This window comes from Guyparkeria sp. WRN-7 (assembly GCF_001641825.1).
In the GTDB taxonomy this organism is placed as follows: domain Bacteria; phylum Pseudomonadota; class Gammaproteobacteria; order Halothiobacillales; family Halothiobacillaceae; genus Guyparkeria.
Genome location: NZ_LRFH01000018.1, coordinates 25,477 through 50,018 on the forward strand (window position 1 = coordinate 25,477; position 24,542 = coordinate 50,018).

The 24,542-nt window shown below is 67.2% G+C and carries 18 protein-coding genes; 5 read left to right on the forward strand and 13 right to left on the reverse strand.

All coding sequences use genetic code 11. The features are described 5' to 3' along the window. Window positions 1-4: 4 nt before the first annotated feature. Window positions 5-757, forward strand: coding sequence for a lysophospholipid acyltransferase family protein (locus AWR35_RS10450; protein WP_058575909.1), 753 nt, complete (start codon window positions 5-7; stop codon window positions 755-757). Here AWR35_RS10450 and AWR35_RS10455 read toward each other — a convergent pair. From AWR35_RS10455 to recC, 13 genes are all read right to left on the reverse strand, one after another. Next, window positions 754-1,452 (reverse strand): hypothetical protein, encoded by a 699-nt coding sequence (locus tag AWR35_RS10455; protein WP_058575910.1) that lies wholly within the window; start codon window positions 1,450-1,452, stop codon window positions 754-756. The genes AWR35_RS10450 and AWR35_RS10455 overlap by 4 nt on opposite strands. Window positions 1,453-1,552: 100 nt before the next feature. Further along, window positions 1,553-2,113: a DUF2799 domain-containing protein gene (locus tag AWR35_RS10460; protein ID WP_058575911.1), complete on the reverse strand. Its 561-nt coding sequence runs from the start codon at window positions 2,111-2,113 to the stop codon at window positions 1,553-1,555. Between the two features lie 124 nt (window positions 2,114-2,237). Further along, complete coding sequence (locus AWR35_RS10465; RefSeq protein WP_058575912.1) at window positions 2,238-3,065, reverse strand: metal ABC transporter permease; 828 nt, start codon at window positions 3,063-3,065, stop codon at window positions 2,238-2,240. Beyond that, the gene (locus AWR35_RS10470) at window positions 3,062-3,850 is read right to left on the reverse strand and encodes a metal ABC transporter ATP-binding protein (protein WP_058575913.1); all 789 of its coding nucleotides are present in this window, start codon (window positions 3,848-3,850) and stop codon (window positions 3,062-3,064) included. Before AWR35_RS10470 ends, AWR35_RS10465 begins: the two co-directional genes overlap by 4 nt. Window positions 3,851-3,861: 11 nt before the next feature. After that, window positions 3,862-4,797, reverse strand: coding sequence for a zinc ABC transporter substrate-binding protein (locus AWR35_RS10475; protein WP_058575914.1), 936 nt, complete (start codon window positions 4,795-4,797; stop codon window positions 3,862-3,864). A 75-nt stretch (window positions 4,798-4,872) separates the two neighbouring features. Continuing rightward, window positions 4,873-6,855, reverse strand: a complete 1,983-nt coding sequence (locus AWR35_RS10480; RefSeq protein WP_058575915.1) for a DUF3488 and transglutaminase-like domain-containing protein — start codon at window positions 6,853-6,855, stop codon at window positions 4,873-4,875. Continuing rightward, complete coding sequence (locus AWR35_RS10485) at window positions 6,852-7,799, reverse strand: DUF58 domain-containing protein (RefSeq protein WP_197408209.1); 948 nt, start codon at window positions 7,797-7,799, stop codon at window positions 6,852-6,854. The genes AWR35_RS10480 and AWR35_RS10485 overlap by 4 nt, the downstream gene beginning before the upstream one ends. A gap of 4 nt (window positions 7,800-7,803) precedes the next feature. Beyond that, window positions 7,804-8,733: a MoxR family ATPase gene (locus AWR35_RS10490; protein WP_058575917.1), complete on the reverse strand. Its 930-nt coding sequence runs from the start codon at window positions 8,731-8,733 to the stop codon at window positions 7,804-7,806. Between the two features lie 10 nt (window positions 8,734-8,743). Continuing rightward, the gene (locus AWR35_RS10495; protein WP_058575918.1) at window positions 8,744-10,528 is read right to left on the reverse strand and encodes a YcaO-like family protein; all 1,785 of its coding nucleotides are present in this window, start codon (window positions 10,526-10,528) and stop codon (window positions 8,744-8,746) included. A gap of 63 nt (window positions 10,529-10,591) precedes the next feature. Next, window positions 10,592-10,960, reverse strand: coding sequence for an MTH938/NDUFAF3 family protein (locus tag AWR35_RS10500; protein WP_058575919.1), 369 nt, complete (start codon window positions 10,958-10,960; stop codon window positions 10,592-10,594). A gap of 39 nt (window positions 10,961-10,999) precedes the next feature. After that, window positions 11,000-13,171, reverse strand: a complete 2,172-nt coding sequence (recD, locus tag AWR35_RS10505; protein ID WP_058575920.1) for an exodeoxyribonuclease V subunit alpha — start codon at window positions 13,169-13,171, stop codon at window positions 11,000-11,002. Then, entirely contained in the window at window positions 13,168-16,968 is a 3,801-nt protein-coding gene (gene recB / locus AWR35_RS10510; RefSeq protein WP_058575921.1) for an exodeoxyribonuclease V subunit beta, read from the reverse strand. Before recB ends, recD begins: the two co-directional genes overlap by 4 nt. Continuing rightward, entirely contained in the window at window positions 16,965-20,561 is a 3,597-nt protein-coding gene (gene recC, locus AWR35_RS10515; protein ID WP_058575922.1) for an exodeoxyribonuclease V subunit gamma, read from the reverse strand. The genes recB and recC overlap by 4 nt, the downstream gene beginning before the upstream one ends. A 239-nt stretch (window positions 20,562-20,800) precedes the next feature. On the opposite strand from recC, the gene AWR35_RS10520 reads away from it, so the two are divergent. The 4 genes from AWR35_RS10520 to AWR35_RS10535 all read left to right on the forward strand — a co-directional run. Then, window positions 20,801-22,171: a sigma-54 dependent transcriptional regulator gene (locus AWR35_RS10520; protein ID WP_058575923.1), complete on the forward strand. Its 1,371-nt coding sequence runs from the start codon at window positions 20,801-20,803 to the stop codon at window positions 22,169-22,171. A 444-nt stretch (window positions 22,172-22,615) separates the two neighbouring features. Beyond that, the gene (locus AWR35_RS10525; protein WP_156413998.1) at window positions 22,616-23,077 is read left to right on the forward strand and encodes a hypothetical protein; all 462 of its coding nucleotides are present in this window, start codon (window positions 22,616-22,618) and stop codon (window positions 23,075-23,077) included. Window positions 23,078-23,085: 8 nt separating this feature from the next. Further along, complete coding sequence (locus AWR35_RS10530) at window positions 23,086-23,760, forward strand: hypothetical protein (protein WP_058575925.1); 675 nt, start codon at window positions 23,086-23,088, stop codon at window positions 23,758-23,760. Window positions 23,761-23,799: 39 nt separating this feature from the next. Beyond that, a partial coding sequence (locus tag AWR35_RS10535) for a hypothetical protein (RefSeq protein WP_197408210.1) occupies window positions 23,800-24,542 on the forward strand: 743 nt, incomplete at its 3' end.

A 24,542-nucleotide genomic window follows, 5' to 3' on the forward strand; every position in this document is an offset into this window, starting at 1 on the left:
GCCGATGCGGGCCGTGTTCCGCGCTGCTGGTCGACTGGTTCGGCTGCTGGGTTACCTGGTCGTCGGCCTCTGGCGGGTGCGCCGGCTCGAGCGGATGGACGAGCGGGAGCGGCTGGAAACCGTCCGTGCCTATCTTGCCGGTGCGGCCGCCATTCTCGGCGTCTCGCTGCAGTTGCGAGTCGATCCGCGAGTCGACACGTTGGCGGACGGGGGCAGCTTGTGGCTGCCCAATCACATCAGCTGGCTGGATATTCCGTTGTTGGGCGGCATTCGTCCCGGCACCGTGTTCCTGGCGAAGAGCGAAATCCGTCACTGGCCGGTGATCGGGCGGCTGGCCCGGCTGGCCGGCACCGAATTCATCGAGCGTGGCCGGGGCAGCGAGGCGGCTGCGCTGGCCGTGGCCGACGGCCTGTCACGCGGACGCCAGATGGTGGTCTTCGCCGAGGGCACGACGAGCGAGGGAGACGGCGTCCGCCGGTTTCATGCCCGCCTGCTCGGCCCGGCGGTGGAGTCGACGAGACCGGTTGTGCCGATCGCCCTGCGGTACCGCGACCGGGAAGGCAATCCGACCAAGGTGCCGGCCTTCGTCGGCAAGGAATCCTTGTGGCCATCCCTGTGGCGCGTCCTTTCCGCGTGCGGCCTGGAAGCACGCATCGACCTGCTCGAGCCGATCGTGCCGGAGGTCGGGGATACCCGCACCGACATTGCCCGCCGCGCCGAGAATGCGGTCTCGACGCGGATCGCGGCGACCGACTAGCCGCCGATCATGCCGCGCATCATCTGCCGCAGGTCGACCGGCTTGCTCGGCAGGGCGAAACGGTGGTCGGGCTGCTCGCCACGTTCAATCGACTCCAATCGGAAGTCATCGCCGAATCGCAACACGGCCAGCCCGCGTCGCTGCAGTTCGCGGTGCGCCTGTTCGTGACCGGCAACCCCGGTGCCGCGGGCGATCGCCTGGCTCATGCCTCCGACCAGTGCCGTCTGCATTTCCTGCACCAGGGCATCACCGGTGAAGACGGCTTCATCGATATGCGAGCGGCCATTGCTGTCCTGCCAGCTCACGCGATAGACCTCTCCCTGGATGCCGGCGACCGTCTCGGTTCGGTCCGTGCGTTCCAGGGTGGTCAGCTGTGCCGGGACCACGGTGTCGGGCCCGAGGCGGGTGAGGCCGCTTTCCTGTCCCAGCAGTTTGGCCAGCGATTCCAGGTCCATGCTCACGGGCTGACCGGCGACCGACGCCACACCCCACGCCTTGCCGTCGATGGCAAGCACGTGGGCGGGCTGATTGGGTGAATCGAGCCGGCTGTGTTCCGTGTCCTGCCAGCTGAAGGTCAGGGTCGGGACATTCGGATCGCCGGTCGAGAAGCGGGCGAGGCCATCGGCGAAAGTCACGGTGAAGGGAAGCAGGCTGCCGACCAGCGTGGCCAGCAGGAACGAACTATGGTTACGCATACGGGAATTCTCGCGAGATCGAGTGGTGTCCACTGTGACTCGCGTGGGGCGCTTGGGTTGCATTGGGTCGTCGAGTCGCAGGGGAAACCGCGGTGTGCGGTCAGTAACGGTACCGCATCATGGTGCGCTCCAGCCGGTTGCGCTCGTGATTCAGACGACGCAACTGGTCGTAGAGCAGACGCAGTTCGCGACGGGCGTCCCGACGGGCATCGGACGTGCTCTCGTCATCGTCCAGAATGCGCTCCTGGCGGTCGATGTCGCGTTCGACCTCCTCGATATCCTCGATCACATCGTGGACGAGCTTGCCGTCACGGTAGGCAGCCAGAAAGCGTTGTTCGTCCTTCGCCGGACACACGCCGCGGTAGGTATGCCCGGCCCGACCCTCGTCGTAACCGTTGGCCTGGGTGCAGTAGCTTGCCAGCCCCACCCGCCGGCCCCGGTAGTAGGCGCTCGCGTCGATCTGCACGCCGTATTCCGCGCAGGCCTTCTGATGCTCGTACAGTCGGGCCCGCTCGTAACCCTGGCGACCATCCATGCGCCCGAGTTCGTGCCAGTCGGCCGTGTGGCACTCCCCTTCGGTAAGCGTGGCGCAGCCCGAACCCAGCAGGGCCAGTGCGCTGGCGCACAGAACGAAACGGAGTTTGGTGAGGCAACGGTTCATGGAACGGGGCCTGGCCTGGTGGGAACGCGGCAGATTCTCTTGTCCGATGGGAGATCGAAAATAACCGTATCGAATTTGCCGCAGGCCGGATGCGAGGTCAAATTCGTGCGCCGGGACAGCCCGGTCAGGTCTGCTTCCGCAGGCGTGTCCAGACGCTCTCGCTGAGTACTACGCCGAGATAGAGAACACTGGCGGTGGCGATGATTGCCGGACCCGAGCCGATGTCGAACCAGTAGCTTGCATACAGGCCGGCCAGGCTGAACAACAGGCTGAGACCGGCCGACAGGGCCATCATGCCGCCGAGGGTGCGCGTATAGCGCTGGGCGAGGTAGGGCGGCAGGGTGAGCAGGGCGATGACCAGCAGCAGACCCACCACCTGGATCATCATCACCACCGTCTCGGCGACCAGCAGCAGAAGCATCAGGTACAGGCCGGTCACCGGGATGCCGCGGGTACGGGCAAAGACGGGGTCGAAAGAGAACGACAGCAGGTCACGGTAGTAGTACACGGCCAGGCCGAGAATCAGCGCGTCGATGGCGGCCATCAGCCACAGTTCGGGGCTGCCGACCGTAAGGATCGAGCCGAACAGGTAGGTCATCAGTCCCGCCTGGTAGCCGGGACTGAGGTCCACCAGAATCAGCCCGAAGGCCATGCCCGCGGCCCAGATGACGCCGATGAGCGTGTCGGTGCGTTCGCGCTGCCGGACGGTCAATCCACCCAGCAGCAGGGCGGCGCCGGCGGTGAACACGGCGGTGATCGGCAGGACCGGCAGGCCGAAGAAGATGGCGGTGCCCACGCCGCCGTAAGCGGTATGCGCGATGCCGCCGGTCATGAACACCAGACGGTTGACCACCACCAGTGCCCCGACGATGCCGGCGGCGATGCTCACCAGTACCGCGGCAATCAGCGCATGCTGGACGAAACCCTGGGAAAGGAGATCGGCGAAACTCACGACTGGGAACTCCCGTGCGAGTGGCTGTGGGGTTCGCCGGTCAACGGCTGCCCCATCGGGCAATCCTTGCCGTGCTGGCCGTACATCAGTGCGAGCATCTCGTCGGTGATCGCCGGCCCGTCCCCACTGACAAGCCAGCGGTTGACGGCAAGCACCTGCGAGACCGCCTGCCGGGTAATGCCCAGATCGTGGCTGACCATCACCCGGGTGATTTCGTGTCCGAGCTCTTGCAGTGTTTCGTGAATACAGGCGCGCCCGTAGGGGTCGATGTTCGAGAACGGCTCGTCGAGGAGCAACAGGTCGGGGTCGGTGATCAGTGCGCGTGATATCAGGGCACGCTGGCGCTGACCGCCCGAGAGGGCGCCGAACGAACGATCAGCCAGGTCGGCGATCCCGACACGCTCGAGTGCCACCCGCGCACGTTCGCGTTCGTCGCGGTGAAAGCGCGGGCCATGGCGATGACCGTGCGGCAGGCCCATCAGGACGATCTGCTCGACCGTGGCCGGGAAGCCCGGTGCCAGGTTGCCGTGTTGCGGGACGTAGCCGATGCGGTCCGGATGTCGGCCGGGCCGGTCGCCGAAGACCCGCACACGACCCGTTTCAGGCCGATACAGCCCGAGGATCAGGTGGAGCAGGGTGGTCTTGCCGCCCCCGTTGGGGCCCACGATGACGGTGAAGCTGCCCGCCGGGATGCGCAGGTCGACATCCTCGAGGATCGACTCGTCGGCAAAGCGAAAGCCGACGCGGTCCAGGGAAATAACGTCCGTGTCGTGCGGGGATTCCATCGGAGCCCTCGTCAGTGTTCGTGGTCGCGCACCGGCGCCGCCTCGCGGCTCGATGCGTTGCCCAGTGCGGCGGAGAGCGTGTCCGCGATCGCCCGCATGCCGGCAGGCCAGTCGCGGGCCAGGGGATCGAGCGTGACGACCTCGCCTCCGATCTCGCGGGCGATGGTGCGTGCCGCCCCCTGGGCGAATTGCGGTTCGATGAAGATCACGCGAATGCCGTGGGTGCGTGCCTCTTCGATGATGCGTGCCAGCTCGCGCGGGCCGGGTTCCTTGCCTTCAACCTCGATCGCCATCTGCTCGAGGCCGTAACTGGCGGCAAAGTAGCCGAAGGCGGGATGAAACACCAGAAAACGGCGGGCCGCGGGATCGATGTCGGTCAGGGCGTCAAGGATGGCCTGATCAAGACGGTGGACCTGCTCGGCGAACCGGCGAAAACCGCGGTGGTAATCGGCGGCGTGCTCGGGGTCGGCCGCGATCAGCGCGTCGCGGATCGATTCGGCCTGCAGCCGGACCAGTGCCGGCGAGAGCCAGACGTGCGGATCGAGCGCATTGTCTGCCGGTGCGGCGTGTCCGTCGGCGTCTGCACCGTGGTCATGATCGGTTGCCATGGCACGGCGCTGGATACGCGCCGTGGTATCGATCACGGTCATATCGGGGTTGGCGTCGCGAAACCGCGGAAGCCATCCCTTCTCGAAAGGGACACCGGTCGCAAAATAGAGCTCGGCCCGTGACAGCGCGCTCATCTGGCGCGGTGTCGGTTCGTAGGTGATCGGCTCGGCATTCGCGGGCACCATGATCTGGACCTCGACGTGATCGCCGCCGATTGCCTCGACGAAATGCGCCTGCGGCGGGATCGAGACGGCGACAGGCACGCCTGCCCGCGCCACGTTCATCGCCAGCAGAACGATGCCAAGCGGCAGCAAAACGAGACGAGCAATCGACGGCATGGGCGAGTTCTCCGCAGGCGCTGATGATGGCAAGACGTTATTGTATAACATCTGTCGCACCGGTCGGTCCATGGCTCAGGAACGGCGGTGTCCTCGGGAGATTAGCGCTCGCCACCACAGGCGGCGGTGCAGGTTGGAAAGGCGGGTGACCAGCAGCCGCGCCTGACGACGGCTGGGGTGGCGCGCATAGCGTTGCGTCTCGATCAGCGAGCCAATCCGGCCGAAGTCACCAGCCACCTCGGGCAACGCCTTCGCCGCCCGGGCGAGCAGGGCACGTTCGGACTCCTCGGGGCGGCGAGTCACACCCAGTCGGGCCAGGTCGTCGAGCAGGCGTTCCCAGAGGTACTCGGTCTGGCTGCCGGCCAGTCGGCGCCGTTCGCGCCAGGCGAATCCCCACAACGTCAGCCACCAGGCGAGGCCCGCCAGCGCAACCGCCCAGAGCGCGGACCGCCACGGCTGCCTTTCGGACAGGCCGAGCCAGCCGAACAGATCCAGCTGCACTCGGCCGTCGTAGCCGAGCACGTACTGGTTCCAGCGGTTGTCGAACTGTTCCAGCCACAGGCGCGCTTGCCTGGTCAGGGAGTCCGGGTCACGGCGTACGGTCGCCGGCAGGCTGGCATCCTCGCGCATCGACTGGGCCACACCCGACTCGATCCTCTCCGGAGCGACCGCCGTGGTGGGGTCGACTCGTTGCCAGCCGGATTCGGCCAGCCATACCTCCGCCCAGGCGTGGGCATCGGCCTGGCGGACCACCAGGTAGTCGCCATTGACCTCGCCGCCCTGGTAGCCGCTGACCACTCGTGCCGGAACGCCGGCGGCACGCATCAGACGGACGAAGGCATCCGCGTAGTCGGCGCAGTAACCGCGCCGGGTCTCGAACAGGAAGGTATCGGCCCGGTCGCTGCCCTCGCGACGACCCGGCGAGCGGGTATAGCGAAACTCGTTTTCCCGAAAGTAGTCGAGCGCGCGCTCGATACGAGCGGCCGGTGCGAGGCCACCCCATTCCTGCGCCAGGTCCTCGAGCAGCGGGTTGAGTCCGCCGGTACGCAGATAGCGTGACTTGCGAAACCGCGGCAACCGGCCGACGTCGAGACGATAGTCGGTCGCGGAGGTAAGCGTGTAGCGCAGTCGGTCGTTGACCTCCTGGGCCCGGTGGACGATCAGGTTGGCGTCCACCCGGGTGCGTCCGGGTGTTTCGACCGCCGCGGCGAGACTGGGAAGCTGGTGGCCGCCGGTGGGTTCGAGCGTGACCTGGTATCGCCGTTGCGAGGACTCGAGGATTTCCAGCCGCGGGGCGGGGGCGGGCGAATCCGCAATCCAGCTTTCCGGATCGTTCTCGGCAAAGCCGCTCATCACATAGACGCGCCAGTAGCGTGCCTCGGGCGGAACGATCTCGCCCTCGAAACGCACGCGGAAGGCCGGGGCAGGGTTCTCGGCCAGCCGGTCGAACTGCCCGGGGCGCAACTGCTCGGACAGGCCGGTGACCGCCTGACCGCCGGGTTGCTGAATCCCCCACAGCCCGCCCGGCGGGCGGGGAAACAGCGCGAACAGGATCAGGGCGAAGGGCAGGCCGGCAAGCAGCAGCCGGCCGGCATGGCGCATCCGTCGTCCGATGGGGATCCCGGCCGGCTGGCTGACCCCGATCCAGGCCCCCACCAGCAGCCAGAACAGCAGCACGACCAGGGCAAAGATCACCGGGGCCTGGTCGAAGAGCAGGACACTGATCAGCAGGAAGAACGTCAGCAGCAGGACGCTGACGTGGTCGCGCATCTCGCGGATCTCGAGCAACTTCAGCCCGGCGGCCAGCACGAGCAGCGTCACCCCGGCATCGCGTCCCCAGAAGGCGTGAAACTGCGACAGCACCAGGGCAGCGCTGGCCACGGCGAGTACAAGCAGCAACCCGCGAGACGGCAATGGCCAGCCACGGACCTCGTGCAGACGCCGCCAGACCAGCGCGCCGGCAATTACCGGGATGACGACGACCGGGAGGTGCGGCAGCAACAGACCGATGCTGCCGATCAGGACCAGCCACAACAGCAGATCGAGACGCTCGCTCAAGGCAACTCCTCCGTGCCCACGGGCACGTGGTCGAACCCGGCCGCATCTCTGGGACGGCCGAAGCGGGCCAGTTGCCGCAGGGCATCGCGCCGCGCCCGCCGCGCCTCATCGCCGTGGCCCCCGGCGGAAATCGGCCGTATCCCGGGCAGTCGTATTGTCCAGGGCTCACCCGCATCGGTCAGCTGGAGCAGCCGTGCCGTCATGGCGGACAGGCGCGTCTCGCGCGGACCGCGATAACGGTCGTAATCGATCACGGTCGGCTCCCGCGGTGGCGCTTCACCCTCGGTCTGGCGGCTTACCAGTCGGCCGGTCTTGGCATAGTGGCGAAAGACGATCCGTCGCAGCGGATCACCGGGCTGGTAGGCGCGCAGGTGGGTGGGGTCGCCGTCCGGTTCGTGCCGGCTGCCGGTCGTGCTGCGGTCCTCGGGGCGGACCTCCTGGCTGGAGTCCTCGACCGGGGTGGGATAGAGCCATTGCCCACGCCCCGGGATCACGCGTCGCTCGATTTCCCATAGCCCGAGCGGAAACCGGCTTGCAATCGTGACCTCCGGCAGGGGCAGGTAACCGCGAGGTGCCGGGGGAAGCGTGAGCGCGACCGTGGTCGTGTCGCCCGGCGGCAGCGACACCGGGGTGCTTGAATCGTCATCGAGAGACAGGTCCACCGCCGGCAGGCCGTCACGACTGGACAGCCGCAACGGCCAGTGGCCGGTCGAACCGGCGGGGCGCATGTCGGGTGACGGAGAGACGATCCGCAGCGAGCCCAGTGCGCGCCAGCCCTGCCAGGCGCTGTTGACGATCAGCGCGAGCATGGTGAAGGCGAGCAGGAAAATCAGATTGTTGCCGTAGTTGATCGCGGCGACCAGCATCGCCGCGGTAACCGCCAGCACACCCAGACCGAGCCGCCGTGGCCGGATGCGTCGGGGAGTGAGGGTATCGTCAGCCACGCGACTACGGTGCCGGCACCCGCTCGAGCAGCAGATCGGCGGCATCGCGGCCGTCGTGACCGTCCAGGCCGACGCGGTGGTTGATCAGGTCGGGCAGTACGGCCTGCACGTCATCGGGCAGGACGTGATCGCGCTGGTCGATCAGAGCCCAGGCGCGGGCGAGGTTCAGCAGCATCAGGCCGGCGCGTGGCGAGAGACCGACCCGGAATTCCGGTGCCTCGCGGCTCGCGGCCAGCAGCGACTGGACGTAGGCGACCACCCGCTCGGCCACATGCACCCGACCGGCCTGATCACGCAGCTGCTGCAGCCCGGCCGCATCGGTCACCGGGCTGACCTCGTCGAGATGGGCCCGTCCGCCGCCGGAGAGCAGCATGCGCCGTTCGGTGTCGGCGTCCGGGTAACCCAGCCGGATCACCATGGCGAAACGGTCGAGCTGCGATTCGGGCAGCGGATAGGTGCCGGCCTGCTCGAGCGGGTTCTGCGTGGCGATGACGAAGAAAACGCCCGGCAGCGGATATCGCTTGCCGTCGACGCTCACCTGCCGCTCCTCCATCGCCTCGAGCAGGGCGCTCTGCACCTTCGGCGGGGCACGGTTGATCTCGTCGGCGAGCAGCATCTGGGTGAACACCGGGCCGGGCACGAAGCGGAAGCCGCTTTCGCCACCGCTCTGGGTGGGCATGAACACCGAGCTGCCTACCACGTCGGCGGGCAACATGTCCGCGGTGAACTGCAGGCGCTTGAACGACAGCCCCAGCACGGTGGCCAGCGTGTGCGCCAGGGTGGTCTTGCCCAGGCCGGGCAGATCCTCGATCAGCAGGTGGCCACCGGCGAGTATGCAGGTCAGGGCCCGTCGTATCGCCGGGCGCTGTCCCACCACCACGCGATCGGTGGCGTCGATGATTTTCGGGCAGATCCGGGCGTCCACGGCGGTCATCGGGTTCTCCTCAGGAGAGTTTGGCGCGATAGGCGCGCTGGTAGGCATCCATCAGGGCCGTGTGACGCGGTTCGTTGCGAAAGCCCGCCGCGAGTGCGGTCAGCGGTCGGTAGCCCCAGCGACCGGCCATCAGCTCCTGTGCCTCGTCGACTGCCGCACCGGGGAACAGGCCGCGGAGACTCTTGCCGACCGACTCGGGCGCACAATCGGATTCGTGGGTCAGCTGCCACAGGGTGTGCGCGGCCCGGTAGCGTTGCTGGCGCTCGCCCGGCAGCGGCGGGACGTTGGCCAGCCAGTGCAGGTCCATGCCAACCTCGTCGGGATCGCTCGGTGTATCTGCCTGTGCGTGCAGGCGAGCAAGGATCTCGACCTCGCCGATGCGTGTGCCGGCCCAGACCGAGTCGGGCCCGGCGCACAGGCCGATCACGTCGCTGATCGGGGTGAGCGGATCGAGGGCGAGCTCGCCGATCGCCTCGGCGAAGTCCGCACTTTCCCCGGCCGTGAGCTCCTCGAGGCGGTGGAAGTAGTCGAGCAGGGCAAGGCCCTGGTTGTTGTTGCGTTCGATCAGTTCCTCGACCGGATAGATCTCGGAGACACCCGGCACCAGGATGCGGCAGGCCGGCAGCCCCAGATGGGTGAAATCGGCGATATAGACGTCGTGACCGTGCTCGTGGAAACGCTCGATCAACGCCCGTTCGTATTCGCGGTTGCGGCCTTCGCGGTCAAGGTTCTCCACCTCCGACTCCGCCATGCCCCAAGGGGTGAACGGATAGTCGGGCTCGTCGCGCAGCATCCGCCACGGCAGGATCCCGGAGGAATCGATGAAGTGCAGCTCGATATTGTCCGGGTCGGCCGCCAGCTCGTCGTCGGCCGTGGGTGCCGGGAAGGCGTGCAGGTCGTCCAGATCGCGCCCCTGTACCAGTTCGGTGAGTGTGCGCTCGAGCGCCACGTCGAAGCGCGGGTGCGCACCGAAGCTCGCGAACACGCCGCCGCTGGCCGGATCGAACAGCAGGACGCAGATCACCGGGAATCGCCCGCCGAGCGAGGAATCGTAGGCTCGGGCGGTGAAGCCGGATTCGTTTAGCGCATCGAGCGCCGCCCGGCTGGCCGGGAAGCGGTCCATGACCTCCTCGGGGATCTCGGGCAGGGCGATGCCTTCGGTGATCACCTGTTCCTTGACCGCTCGCTCGAATACCTCGGACAGGCCCTGGGTGTGGGTTTCCGCCAGCGTGTTGCCGGCGGACAGGCCGTTGGAGACGTACAGGTTGCCGACCACGTTGACCGGGAAGTAGATCGTCTCCCCGTCGCGCTGGCGCACGAACGGCAGGGCACAGATCTGATGGGTCTCGCCGCTGTTGAGATCGGCCCAGTCGGCGGTGGTCTGCAGCGTGTCGCCGCCGTAGAACGACCACAGGCGGTCGTCGAGCAGCCCCTCGGGGCGCTTGCCCGGCTCTTCCAGGGTGAAGCAGCGTTCGGCCGGGTCGTGCAGGGTTTTCGCATCGACGCTGGCCAGTTCGCGGTGCCAGTGGAAGTCGGCGAAGAAGTACTGCGAGGCCAGCCGCTCGACGAACTCGCCCAGGGCCGAGGCCAGCGCCGCCTCGCGGGTGGCGCCCTTGCCGTTGGTGAACAGGGCCGGGCAGCCGCGGTCCTTGATGTGCACCGACCAGCAGTTGGGCAGCGGGTTGCGCCACAGGCTGGGCTCGATGTCGAAGCCGAGCTCGGCAAGGCGGTTCTGGACGCGCTCGATGGTTTGTTCGAGCGGCGCGTCCTTGCCGGGGATCAGGGTTTCGGTCATTGGGTATCTACGTTAATGAGGTGGTCGAAAACGGGACGAGAAAAAGGGCAGACGAAAGGGTCGCTAGAACAGGACCAGCAGGCTGACGCGTCGCAGTTCCGAGGCAAGCACGGTATAGGTGCGCAACGCCGCGGCGGTATCCATGTACTCGATTCCCACACCCTGACGCATCAGGGCCGCCGAAAGCGCAGCCGGCCCCATCCGGGTGCGGCTGCCGGTGCCGACGAGCACCACTTCCGGGTCGTCGCGCAGCAGCAGCGATTCGCCTTCGGTGGCCAGCGCGTCGAGGTCGTCGATCGGCACCTCTGCCTCGAGGTTCTCCGGGGTAAGAAGAAAGCTCTGCTCGAGTTGCCGGTCGTTGACCGTCACGTGGGATTCGGAAAAGCTGCGGATCACGAAATTGAGGCCGCGATCATCCTGGGTCAAGCGCATGGCGTCTGTCCGTCCGCGTGGATGTTGGGGCAGGGGAGCCTAGCCTAATGGCTGATCCGGTCGAACGCTACTGTTGGCCCCGCCTGCGGCCAGGCGATGGAGCAATCGCCGCCGCAGGTTGCCGGAACGGCGGGTGACACCGGTCACCGCGCGGGTCAGCACGTCCGCGGCCCGATGTGATGGCTCCCGGTCGGTACGGATGGTCGAAACCAGGGCGAACTGCCGTCGCGCGCGGGTGATCGCGGTGTAGAGCAGTTCGCGGGTCAGGATCGGGTTGGGACGTTCCGGCATGACCATCGCGACCCGGGTGAATTCCGAGCCCTGCGACTTGTGAACCGTCAGTGCGAATGCCGTCTCGACCTCGGGCAAACGTGTCGGGCTGATCCAGCGGAACGGCCGCTCGTCACCCGGGTCGGCCGGGAACACCACCCGGAGCCCGACATCACCCTCGTCCAGTCGGACCGGTAGCGTCAGCCCCATGTCACCGTTGGCCAGGCCCAGCTGCGGATCATTGCGGGTGACCATCACCGGGCGTCCCGGGTACCAGCCGGCATGCCGAGCGCCCGGTTCCGGGGCGGGCAGCAGGCCATCCCGGGCCAGCCAGTCGTGAATGCGGGCGTTGAGTCCCTCCACACCGGCATCTCCTCGACGCAGGGCACACAGAACCTGGAAGTCGTTGTGGCGCTTGAAGAGATCGGCGATGGCGGACTGGTCCTGACTGGAGTCCGGATCGAACCCGGATGAACGTGCCGCAATCAGCGACAGCCATGGACGCAGCCCGTCGAGCACCTGAGCGGAAAATGCACTGTCCTGCGGCTGGCCCGGGTCGTCGAGCAACCAGTCGAGTTCGCGCGTCGGTGCGGAGGACTCAGGCCCTCCCAGCGCTTCGGCCGCGGCAGTGACGTCGCCGTCATTGACCGCCCGGGCCAGTCGGCCGATGGCACTCTTCTCACCAAAGCGATGCGATACGCGCAGCATCGCGATCCGGGCATCGATCGGGTCGGTCTGCTTGCTGTCGCTCTCGGGGAGGGTTTCGCCGCTGGCGGCCTCGAGATAGCTCCGAAGATCGGCCGGATAGGCGGCGTTCTCGGCGCCGTGACACAACTCGCCCAGCACGGCGCCGGCTTCCACCGAGGCCAGCTGATCCTTGTCGCCGAGCAGCACCAGTCGGCAGTCGTCGGGCAGGGCATCGACCAGGCGGCTCATCAGCTCCATGCCGACCATCGAGGCCTCGTCGACCACCACGATATCGAGGTCGAGGGGGTTGTCGCGATGGTGCCGCGGCCTGTCGGCCAAGGGGCGGGTACCGATCAGTCGATGGATGGTATGAACCTCGTCGGGCAGACGTGCCGTCACGGCCGACCAGTGCCCTTCGGGAAATCCGCCGGCGTCGATCGACGCAATTTCGCGCAACTTGTCGCCGATCGACTCGGACAGGCGTGCCGCTGCCTTGCCGGTGGGCGCACACAGGGCGATACGTGGTGGTCTGTCTGCCTCGTCGTCACCGAGATGCAGTGAAGTCAGTGCCGCGAGCAGGCGTACCACGGTGGTGGTCTTGCCGGTCCCGGGGCCGCCGGTGATGATCGAGAACGGCTGGTGCGCGGCCAGGGCGCAGGCGATCTTCTGCCAGTCGACCCCGACGTGGTCGTCAGAGGGCGGGTACAGCGCGTCGAGCGCCCGGCGGACCGTCTCGGCTCCCGGCCGATCAGGCACGTCCCGGTCGGCCAGCCCGTCGGCGACGCGTCCCTCGACCTGCCAGTAGCGCCGCAGGTACAGCTGCGGCCGGGCATCGTTCACCAGTACCAGCGGCCTGCCGTCCGTATTGGCGCGGTCCCGTGTCCAGTCCAGCGTGCCGATGGCCGGGTGATCCGTCAGGGCCCGGCGCCAGTCGTCGAGGTCGAGCGCCGTGAACACGGCCGCTGGTGTGTCGACCTCCGGCATGGCGGGACCGAGCGGTTCGGCCGGTGGCATGCGCAGGGTGAAGTCGGGATTCGCCAGCACCTCGGCGAGATTCAGGCAGACGTGGCCGCCACCGCCCTGATGACTCGCAAGCACCGCAGCCATCGTCGCCAATGGCGAGCCGCCGGGGGCATGCGTACGGAGGAAGTCGGCGACGGCCCGATCGATCGGACGCAGCCAGCCGGCGGCTACCCAGCCGTCGAGCAGCGCATCAAGGGCAATCGGGTCGGTCAGGGCCGGATGTCGACTCATGCCACGGTCTCCACGTCATCGCTGAACAGCGTATCCAGCGTTTCGATCAGGGCGCGGTCGGGCCGGCAGGTATAGACGCCCGCATTGTCGGCTTCGCCGTGGCTCGACGTTATGCCGCGCAGAAAGACATAGGCGGCGCCACCGATGTGTCGGTCGTAGTCGTAGTCCGGTAGCCGGTCAGCAAGATGCCGATGCAAAGCAACGAGATAGAGAACGAACTGCAGGTCGTATCGCGCTTCCAACACGGCATGTTCGAGGGCCTGTGGCGTGTAGGCGCTGGCATCCGGGCCCAGCCAGTTCGATTTCCAGTCGATCAGGTAGTAGCGGCCTTCGTGTTCGACAGTAAGGTCGATAAAGCCCTTGAGCATGCCGTTGATCGCCTGGCCGGAGAGCGCGGGGCGCGGCCGGCCCGGTGCGACGAATTCCTGCACTAGCTGGTCGACCCGTGCCGGATCGGTTGTCTCCACGGCGAGCCAGAACTCCATCTCGGCCTGGTAGCGGGACAGCTCGGCCAGTGCCATCGGCGTATCGTCCGCCGGCATCCGCCAGCGGCTGCCCATCAGGGTGTCCAGTGATTCGGCCACGACCTCGGTCTGCGCCTCGTCGAGTCCGCGCAGGCCGGGGTACGCCGAACGAGCCAGCAGGCGGCGAACGCGTTCGGGACGCGCTCGATAGCGACCGAAGCCCTCCTTGGCGATCGCCTCGATCAGATCGTGCAGCAGGGTGCCAATATGCGCGCCGCGCGGCAGGGCGTGGATGCCGGTCGGTGTCGTCGACTGTGGCGAGGGTGTCTCGCCGATGGATTCCAGGGTGTCCGTCTCCAGGCGAATCTCGTCTCGAGCGCCTTCCGGGGCAGGCAGGGGCGTCGCGTGACCGACCGAGGCGGTCAGGGCGGAGAAACTGGAGATCCACCACGGTGTGAACGCGGCAAATCCCGGCTCGCGCGGGCCGAGCAGTTCCGCTTCGGCCGGCGGGGTGAATCGGTGTCGTGCCGGATCGCGCGGCTGCGGCACCGCGGTCACGGTGATCGCCGGGTGCTCCGCCCAGGCGGCCAGTGCCGTGGCGACTTCCTCGTCGCTCGCCTTCGCGCCCGGCTTGAAACCGAGGAACTGACCGAAGGCGGTCTTGCCGGGATTGGGCTCCTTGGTACCGATGGCGACCGGCCCGACACCCAGGTAACAGGCGAATTCCGCCCGCGTGAGTGCCACGTAGAGCAGGCGGATCTCCTCGGCGATCGATTCGCGCGCGGCCCGGTCGCGGGTTGTCGCCTCCGGGCGCATGTCCCAGACATTCTGTCCGTGCCGATGTCGCCGGGTGGGCTCGATCTCCCCGCTGCCTCTGCTGCCCGTCGCCGCATCCGAGTCGTCGCGACCGATCAGCGCGGCAAACGGTAGGAACACCACCGGGTACTGCAGCCCCTTCGAGCTGTGGATGGTGACGATGCGGACCATCTCGCTGTCCTGTTCGAGACGGATTTCCTGTTCGGCGACCCCTTCGGTCATCGCTAGATGCAGACGGTGGATCAGTGCGGTTTCGCCGTCGACGTCGTGATCCATCTGCTGCAGCCACTCGGCCAGATGCAGCAGGTTGGTCAGGCGACGTTCACCGCGTCGCGCCTCGCGTTCGGCCGGTGCGAGCAGCCGCGCCGGGATGGCGAAGTGGTGCAGCAGACCCATGATCGCCGCGAGCACACCCTGCGATTGCCACACGCGATGCCATTCGTGAAAGCGCTGACAGATGGCATCGAAGGCGACCTCGTCGCGCAGGAGCGCCTCCAGTTCCTCGAGTGGCAGGGCGAAGCTGGTGGTGGAGACCGCCAGGCGGATACGGTCGCTGCGCGAAGGGTCGGCCAATGCCTCCAGCCAGATGAGCACGTCGGCCGCCTCGGTCGAGCCGAACACCGAGGCCTTCTCGGACAGGAAGGCGGCCGGGACCCCGAAGGCCGTCAATGCCTGGCGCATCGCCTGTCCCTGCTCGCCGGTACGGACCAGCACGGCGATGTCGCGTGGCTGGATACCGATCCGGTCACCCTCGACATCCTCGAAACCGCAGGCACCGGCCTGGCCGGCGTTGAGCATTGCGGCGATCTCGCCGGCGGCACGCGCGGCCAGCTGCTCGACATAGAGGCCGGCGTTCCATGTCTCCTCCTCCGGGGTCGTCCAGGCCGTCAGTGCCGGCAGCTCGCCGAGACGGTCGTCGATCAGCCGGGTCGCACGCCCCTGCGCCTCGACGGGCGCGAAGGGCACCGGATTGTCCGCGCCGTCCGCGGGAAAGCGGAAGGCCCCGTCGGGGTGCCGGTCGGCCAGCGCAAACAGGTGATTGACCGCCCCGACCATTGCCTCGGTGGAGCGGAAGTTGCGCGGCAGGCTGGCATGCCGGCCCGCCGTGGCCCGACGGGCCGTGAGGTAGCTGTGGATGTCGGCACCACGGAAGCTGTAGATCGCCTGTTTGGGATCGCCGATCAGAACGATGGCGTGCTCGTCGGAGACGGGTGTTGCCTCTCCGAGCGGATAGATGGCCGAGAAGATGGCGTATTGGAGCGGGTCGGTGTCCTGGAACTCGTCGATAAGCGCCACCGGGTACTGGGCGCGAATCGCCTCGATCATGCCGGCGGCATTGGGGTTCTGCCGGGCATCGACCGCATCCCGCATCTGGATCAGCATGTCCTCGAAGCCCATCGCCCGCTTGCCGGCGAGCAGGGAGGCGATGCGCTCGCGGATCCACAAGGCGGCGAAGGCGCGGATCACCGGCTTGATCTCGGTGATTTCCGCCTCGATCCGGGTCGAAGCCGCCCGCCAATCGGCCAGCGCGGCAAGCGCAGGGTGTACCGGGGCCTCCCATTTGGCCTTCATGCGCGGTTCGACCAGCTTCTTGAGGGTCTTCGCATCCAGCTCGGCCTCGCTGCGTGCCCAGGCATCGATCCCGGCCAGCCAGTCCGACAAGCCCTCGGCAGTCTTGGCCTCGCGGTGGGTGCCGGCGTGCAGCCCCTCGCGTTTTTCCTGCCACAGGGCGTGCAGTGTCCCGGTATCGGCGAGCCAGGCATGCCGGGCCGCCGTCTCGGCCGAATCCGCCGAGCGCTGCTCCTCGGCCAGGCGGTCGAGCAGTTCGACCGGGGCGGGCAGGTCGGCCGAACGGTGTGCCAGGGCATTGCCGACGGCGACGGGGCTGCCGTCGCGGCGGATCAGGTCCCGGATGCGGCCCTTGAGCTTGCCGGGCGTCTCGACGATGCGGGCGAACTGCTCGGCAAGACGGGCATCACGCTGGGCGAGCGGGTAGCCGTGGGTACGCCAGAAATCGCGGATGGCATCGCCGATCACCGGGTCAAGGTCGGTCACCAGTTCCTGCTCGAACAGGGCGCGGCTGTGAAAGGCATGTTCGCGCAGCATCCGCTGGCAGAAGCCGTGGATGGTGAAGATCGCCGCCTCGTCCATCCACTCGGCGGCGCGTTGCAGCAGAAAGCCGCCGCGGGCGCGCTCGGCCTCGTCGAATTCGGCAAACAGCGCCCGCAGGGGCGGGTCAACGTCGTCGGGCGTGAGGGTGCCGCCGAACAGCCAGGCGGCCTGCTGGAGGCGGGCGCGGATACGATCGCGCAGCTCGGCGACGGCCGCCTCGGTAAAGGTGCTGACCAGGATCTCCGGCGGGGTGAGCGGGCGGGCATCGCGTTGTTCCGGTCCGCGGTGGCCCAGTACCAGCCGCAGGTAGAGCAGCGAGATGGTGAAGGTCTTGCCGGTGCCGGCGCTCGCCTCGATCAGGCGGCTGCCCTGCAGCGGGAAGGTGATCGAATCGAGCTGGTTCATGCATCCCCCTCCGAGAACGCCTTCTGATGCGCACCGCTCGTGAGCCGCGCCAGGGGGAGGTAGAGCTCCCGCGCACAATCCTCGAACAACGGATCGTCAGCAAGTGCGTCGAAGTCAGGCCACAAGCGCGTCAGCTCGGCATCGAACTGGGTCGCATTCTGGAACTGCTTGCGTGCTTCGCTGCGGCTGGCCCATTCATCGCGGCCGAGCAGCCAGGCGATCTGGCTGCGCGGTTCGGCGGGCAGTGGGGCCGTGCCGGCCTGGTGCCATCGGTCGATCAGTTGCTCCAGGATCACCCGGGCCCGGGCCGGTTCGATCGGCGCCATCACCACCGGGCGTTCGGTGAGCGCCTCCTTGTGCGCGTCGGATTCGCTGATCAGGAAGGTCGTGACCGGCTGCCCGCCGAGCTGGGCGGCGAGGTGGGCGGGCCACTCGCCGACCAGCCGGTGCCACTTGAGGTGAGGGCCCTTGTGCAGGGCGCCGGGCAGTAGGCGCAGGCGCACCGCCCCGTCGTCGCCGCGGCGAACATCATTTATCTCGCCGGTGAGCGGCGACTCGCCCTCAAGGGCCATTGCCTCGCCGGGGTGGAACGGGGGCAGGGTGTCGGGATAGCGCATCAGAAAGGCCGCCCAGGTGCGCAGTTGTCGACTGACGGCGTCGCCATGCGATTGGCGCAGGCCCTGGTCGAACGGTGACAGCGGCAGCTGGCCGCTGCCGCTGATCCGGTCGAAGGCCGCGTCGATCCATTCTGGGAGTCGCTCCTCGAGGATCTCCGGCGTGAGGGTTTCCGCCGGCTCAAGGCCCATCCGGGTGACCACCAGGTCGAGCAGCTGGCTGCTGAGCTGCGACTCGCCGAGCGGGTCGAGCGCGAACGGCTCGTCGTCTGCGGGGATGGCGATGTCGCGGCGGGGCGGCACGTCGAGCCGCTGGCGCAGATAGACGCGCCAGGGTCGTTTCAGCAACAGGGCAAGATCCCCCAGTGACGGCGGAGGCGTCTCGTCGACGCTCGCCGTGGGGGGTGTCGACCGGGAGCTTTCCTCGGCCCGATGCACCCGGTGCCATTCCTCGGCATAGCTGAACAGTTCGGGGCGCCCGCGGCCGAAGTATTCGCGACTGAAGGGTTGCAGGGGGTGCTCGGTGGTCAACGCGGTTGCCGGTGACGCGTCTCCCGGTACCGACCAGCCACGATCGATGTGGTCGCGCAGCTGGTTGACCAGCACCGAGGCCGGCCGTTCGTGGTTGTCGCGGATATCGCGTCCCACCCAGCTGATCCAGAGCCGGTCGCGGGCGGAGAGCAGGGCCTCGAGGAACAGGTAACGGTCGTCCTCGCGCCGAGAGCGGTCGCCGGGACGGTAGCGCCCGGCCATCAGATCGAAGTCGGCCGGCGGCTGGCGACGCGGGTAGGCGGTATCGTCCATGCCGAGCAGGTACACCTGCCGGAACGGGATGGCGCGCATCGGCATCAGGGTGGCGAAATTCACCGCCCCGACCAGGAAACGCTGGTTGAGCCGGTGTTCGTCGAGACGATCGAGCCAGGCGCTGCGGGCCGTCTCGATGCCGATCTCGCGGTCGAAGGCCGCGGAACGGCAGTCGTCCAGCCAGGCGACCGTGGCATCCAGGATCCGGTCACGCAGGCTGACCGCCGACTCGCGCTCGGCTAGCGGATTGCCGTCGTCCTCGCCGGCCGGGATGGCCTCGGGGTCGAAGAAGGTCTCCAGCAGTGCCTCGAACCGGGTTACCCAGTCGGCCGGCGAGTGGGTCTCCTTGAGACGTTCCCGCCAGCACTTGAGTGCATCGACCAGTCGATACAGCGGGCCGATCACCTCGGCGCTCATGCCATCCATGCCCCCGACGGGCACGATGTCGTTCCAACCGTCGTCGGCGCCGGCGAGGTAGGCGTACAGCAACCGGTCGAGGCCGAAACGCCAGGTGTTCTGCTCGATGCCTGCCGGCAGGCCGAAGTCCGGGCGATGATCGCCGTCGAGCCCCCAGCGGATGCCGGCCGTCTCGATCCAGTGGCGCAGGAGAGCGACATCGTCCGTCGCGATGCCGAAACGGGCGCGCAGCGCATCGACCTCGAGCAGGTCCATCACCTCGCTTGCGGTTAGGCGGGCGTCGGGCAGTCGGAGCAGGGCATCGAGCGCCCGGCGCATCGGGTGGGTTTCGCGCTCGGGGCGATCGGAAATGGCGAACGGCAGGAAACGGGGGTCATCGCGCCCGATACGGCCGAATACCGCGCTGATGGCCGGGGCGTAGTCGGTCATGTCCGGGACCATCACGATCACGTCACGCGGGCGCAGGGTCGGGTCGGCATCGAAGGCGGCGAGCAGCTGGTCCTGCAGGATTTCGACTTCGCGCAACGGGCTGTGGGCGACGGTGAAGCCGATCGAATCGTCCTCCGCCGCGATCTGGCGTTGTTCTGCCTCGATCTCTCGCATGGGCTTGAGGTCGAGCAGATCGGACTGGATCTGGCCGAGCAAGGACGTTGGTGCGGGAGGCTCGAACAGGTCGATATTGAGCGCCTCGGCCTCACGGTGGCGCTGCGGCGCTTCGTCGAAGGCATCGACCAGGCGCACCAGATCCCGTCCCTGCTTGCCCCAGGAGGCGAGCAGGGGGTGGGCGTGCTGGTGCAGGGCGTGGTCATCGAGCGAGGTGTCGATCTTGCGCTCGCTGATGCGCCGATAGGCATTACGGAACAGGTGGCGGTCTTCGACGATGTCGCCCCAGTAGTGCTGGCAGGGGTTCTGCAGGCAGAAGATCACCTGCGTCCAGCGCGAGACAGCACCGAGGACCTCCAGTACCTGCGGGGGCAGGGCGGACACCCCGAAGACCACGATGCGGCGCGGCAGCCCGGCGGGGCGCTCGGTCAGCTGGTCGGTCCGCTCGAGAAAGGCCTGGTGGACCAGCGCGCGGCCGGCGTAGCCGGTGGGCACCGACTCGTCGCCCAGAGCGACCGGCGGCCGCTCGCGCAGATCATCAAGAATGGCGCGCCACAGTGCCGGCTGCCAGCGGGATCCCGCCGGGACGTCCGGCTCGCGACCCAACGGGCCGGGCAGGCTGGTATCGCCCTCGGCCCAGCGGGTCAGCCAGTCGGCGCGGTAGACCTGGTACTGGTCGAACTGGTCGGCCAGCCGCGCGGCGAGCTGGTAGGCGCGATGCTCGTCGGTGTCGATGTAGTGCGTCAGCGGTTCGAAGACCGGGTCGGCGGTGATCGCGGGATCCCGCAGCAGGCGGAACAGCCGCCAGGTCAGCCGGGACTTGTCCAGCGGGGCCTCGGGCGGGACGGCGTCCTGGCCCAGCACCGAGCGGTAGCACTGCCATTGCAGGCGTGCCGGGAGCAGCAGGTCCATCGCGGTGGCGACCCCGAGACCGCCGTCGGCACGCGATCGTCCCAGCGCCAAACGCAGCCATTGCGCCATGCCGTTGCTCTGCACCAGGACGTGCTCGTCCTCCAGCGGTGCCAAGGGGGCGCGCTCCAGCCACTGGACCAGGAGGTCGCGCAGCCCTTCGAGCCGATTGCCCTGCAGGACAATGAAGCCTGGCGCGATGGGTTCGCGGGCGGTGGATGCGTGGGCGTCCTTGGAGCGATTCAAGACGTCGTGTCTTCCGGTTGGCGGCGAGTGTCGGGCGATAGCGGGAAGTGTATGGGATCGAACATCACCACGAAACCGCGACCATGGCCGTCGCGCAGTCGATATTTCCAGGTTGATCAAAAATTGTTCATCAGTCGGGAGCAACCTATACTCCTGTTTTGGCGTAGCTTGCGCGGCAATACCGCGTGACCGTCCTGCCGTCAGGGAATGGCGTTTGTAGCGCAGGAGGAAGGGTTGCCATGAGCAACGAAGGCCGGACATCCCGGCTGCTGCCGATGCTCAGCCTGCGCGGACCCGATGCCACCGAAGAGATCCGCCGGATCGCCGGATCGTTTCTTTGGGACGTCGTCTCCGTCGAATCACCGGAACACCTGCAACGGGTGTTGCGGAAGGGGGAGGTGCGTGTCGCGCTGATCGATCTCCGTGGTGCCATGCAGACGGCCATGAGCTGGCTGCCGGGCTTCGCCCGCGAGCATCCGTGCCTGCAACTGGTCGCGCTGGTCGAACGGGCACAGGCCGAGAACGCCGACAACGCGGCCTTCCTGCACGCCTACTTCTTCGATATCTGCTTCACGCCGGTCGAGCCGATGCGCCTGACGTTCTCGCTCGGGCACGCATGGACCATGGCCGGTGTGGCGAACATGCAGTTCGACGACGAGGCGTGTCATCTGACCGGCTTGGATGGCGGGGAACTGGTAGGGCGAAGCCCGGCGATGGAGGAGGTGCGGCGCACTATCCTTCGTTATGCCGGAACACCGCTGCCGGTCTTGATCAACGGCCCGACGGGGACCGGCAAGGAGCTTGCCGCGCGGTCGATCCATCGTGCCTCGGAGCGGGCAGAGCAGCCGTTCGTGGCGGTGAATTGTGGCGCGCTCACGCCCAATCTCGTTCAGTCGGAGTTGTTCGGTCACGAAAAGGGTGCGTTCACCGGAGCCGCGAAACGCCGCATCGGCTGGGTCGAGTCGGCTCACCGCGGCACCTTGTTCCTCGACGAGATCGGTGACCTTCCGCTCGACACGCAGACGAGCCTGTTGCGCTTTCTGCAGCAGGGCGAGATCCAGCGTGTGGGCGGCGAGAGCACCATCCGGGTGGATGCCCGCATCATCGCCGCGACACACGTCGATCTTGCTCAGGCCGTGCTGGCGGGTGATTTCCGTGAGGATCTGTATTTTCGTCTCGATGTCCTGCCGCTGGCGATGCCGGCACTCGCCGAGCGTGACGGCGACGTGCTCGAGCTTGCCCAGCATTTTCTCAACCGTTTTTGCGACGAGCTGGGAGTCAAGCGCAAGCATTTCAGCCCTCACACGGAGATGACCATGCTCTCGTACTCCTGGCCCGGCAATATCCGCGAGCTGATGAATCGGGTACGCCGGGGGATCGTGATGGCAGAAGGGCCCACTGTCACCCTGCCGGATCTGGAAGCCCAGGCGAATACGGGGGACGCCGAGGTCATCACCCTGGCCGAAGCCCGCGAACGAGCCGACCGTGACGCGATTTCCCTGGCCATCGCCAGGGCTGGGCACAACGTCACCGAGGCCGCGCGTCTGCTGGACGTCTCGCGCTGCACCCTGCATCGACTGATCCGAAAACACGGTCTGTCGATCGACTGAACCGACCTTTCCCGCCGACGACTCACTCTTGATACGCCGTATGCCGCTCGGGTTCGCGAGCGGCATACGGGGCGGCTGTGCGTACTGTTTCCATGACACCAGGCGATCATCTCCCTGCGCCGATGTGAGAGCTGATTCCACCCCGGTCGTCGCAGTTTTGAGACACGCCCGAGACCGGGCAACCGCGTCAGAACCACTCTTCGCTCCAAAGCCCCGCCACCGGCTGTTTCATCGTTGAAACACCAGCGATCTCCGCTCCTGTGCGGGTGGGTCTAAGTGACTGTTTTTACGAAGAACCGGAAGTTGGCCCCGGTCTTGCCATGGTCTGGTCTCGAAGGCTCGATGGATCAAGGCAAGGAGACGGCACTCATGCACGACGTTTATGCCAACCACTTCAGGGCAGAGCCCCATGATCGTCGCCGGTGCGGCGGTGGATCGGCCATCTTGCTGGGGAGTTGCCTGCTGTTGGGGCTTGGCCTGGCCGTGCCGACGGTCGGATCGGCCGCGGGGTCACGCGCTGCGGTCGAGGCCGCACCAGGCGAGATGGTGCTCCTGCGAGCCGTGCCGGCCCGTCCGGCCGCAAGGCCGATGCCGCCGGGTCGCGCCTTGCTGGTAAATCCCAGCCCGGAATCCGAGCTCGAGTCAGGGCTGTCCCATCTGGAAATCGCCTCCGACCGCTACGGCCGAGTGGCCGCGGGTAGTCATGGAGCGCATCCGGGTGGTGTCGCCGGCTCGATGTCGTCGTTCATGGCACCGCTCGGCGTGCAGTCGGGAGGCGGCCGTACACCGGCACCCAAGGCGGCCACCGGTGGGGCGATGGGCGCTGCGACCGGCTCCATCGGCTCGCAGGTCGCCGGGGCACTGGCCGGCGCGGGCTTGCTGGGACAGGGAGGGGCGCAGCAATGACTCGATTGATGCTCAAGCGCCTCGACCTCTCGCGCAGCATTCGGCTGCTGTTTGCCGCGATCGGTTTCTCCGCCCTGGCGATGACCGTGCAACTGATCTATTCCGGCGAGGCGCGCGCCGATTCGCCGCCAACCGCGGGCTCCGCTGATTACGACTGGATGCTGGCCGTGCTCAACGACAACCACATCGGCGATCGTTTCGGGCATGGCGCGAGCGGCAACCTCGCGATCAACACCGCCGCTGGAGACAACAACCTGCAGGCGAACCTGCGGGTCATCAACGGGCGCATCGAGGCGACCCAGCGGGTGAACAACCCGTCGCCAACCGGTGCGACGGCGACCCAGGCGCAGACGCTGATCGACGGCCAGGCATTCGGTCGCGGTCACGGCGCCCTGGGCGTGAATCAGGTCGCCGGCGACAACAACGCCCAGATGAACACGGTGGCACTCGGTGCCACTCACCCCATTCGCACTCTCGCGTCGGTCACGCCGGCGGGGGAGTCGGATACGACCGCCCGGGAGGACGGGCAGTCGTCGGAGTCGGAGGTTTCTCTGAACCGGTATCGCGCGGTCGTCGCGGACACCGCTTTCACGGGATTCGGAGGGGTCCTCCAAATCAATCAGGTGTCGGGAGCTCGAAACGTGACGGGCAATCACTTCTCGATTTCCGGCCCCCGACCCTGAATTCATGATCGAAGTAACCCCAACAAGAAGGTAGTCGCCATGAAAACGCAACTCAAGATGACCCTGATCGCTTCGGCGGTCGCAGCACTGGTCGCCAGCCCTGTGATGGCTTCCGAGCCGAACGGTGGTGGTCACCACGGTGACGTGATCAAGAAGAAGGTCGACCTTGATTACGACCTGGACATGAATGTCGACAAGGACATCTCGGTGGACAAGTTCCTGCGTGACATTGAAATCAATGCGCAGGCAGGCGCCGCCGCGGCGGACCGACAGCTCATCCTGGAAAACCAGGTGAACAACAAGAAGGTCACCAACAACGCGAGCCTGGGTGACGAGGTCGGCAGCGGTGCCTCCGGCAACATCGGCATGAACGTCGCGGCCGGTGACACCAACATCCAGGACAACGCCGCTGCACTGGCGGCCGTTGATGCCGGATTCGTGTTCGGTGAGTCCTCGTCTGCCGTGGGTGTGTACCAGAACAACGTGGCCAACACCACGTTCAACAGCGGTGTCGCGAACAACGCCAGCATTGGTCAGAGCGCGTTCGCGAATGCCTCCGGCAACATCGGTGTGAACGTCGCGGCCGGTACCGGCAACGCGCAGAAGAACACCATGGCGGCTTCGGTCTCCACGGCGCGCGTCGCCAACGCCACCCTGGATAGCACCCAGGAATCGGTCGGCAACAACATCCGCAACGAAGGTCGTACCGAGAGTTACACCGATCGGGTTGCGGTTCGCCTGACTGGTAGCAGCTACGGCGGCTACGGCGGTTATGGCTGGGG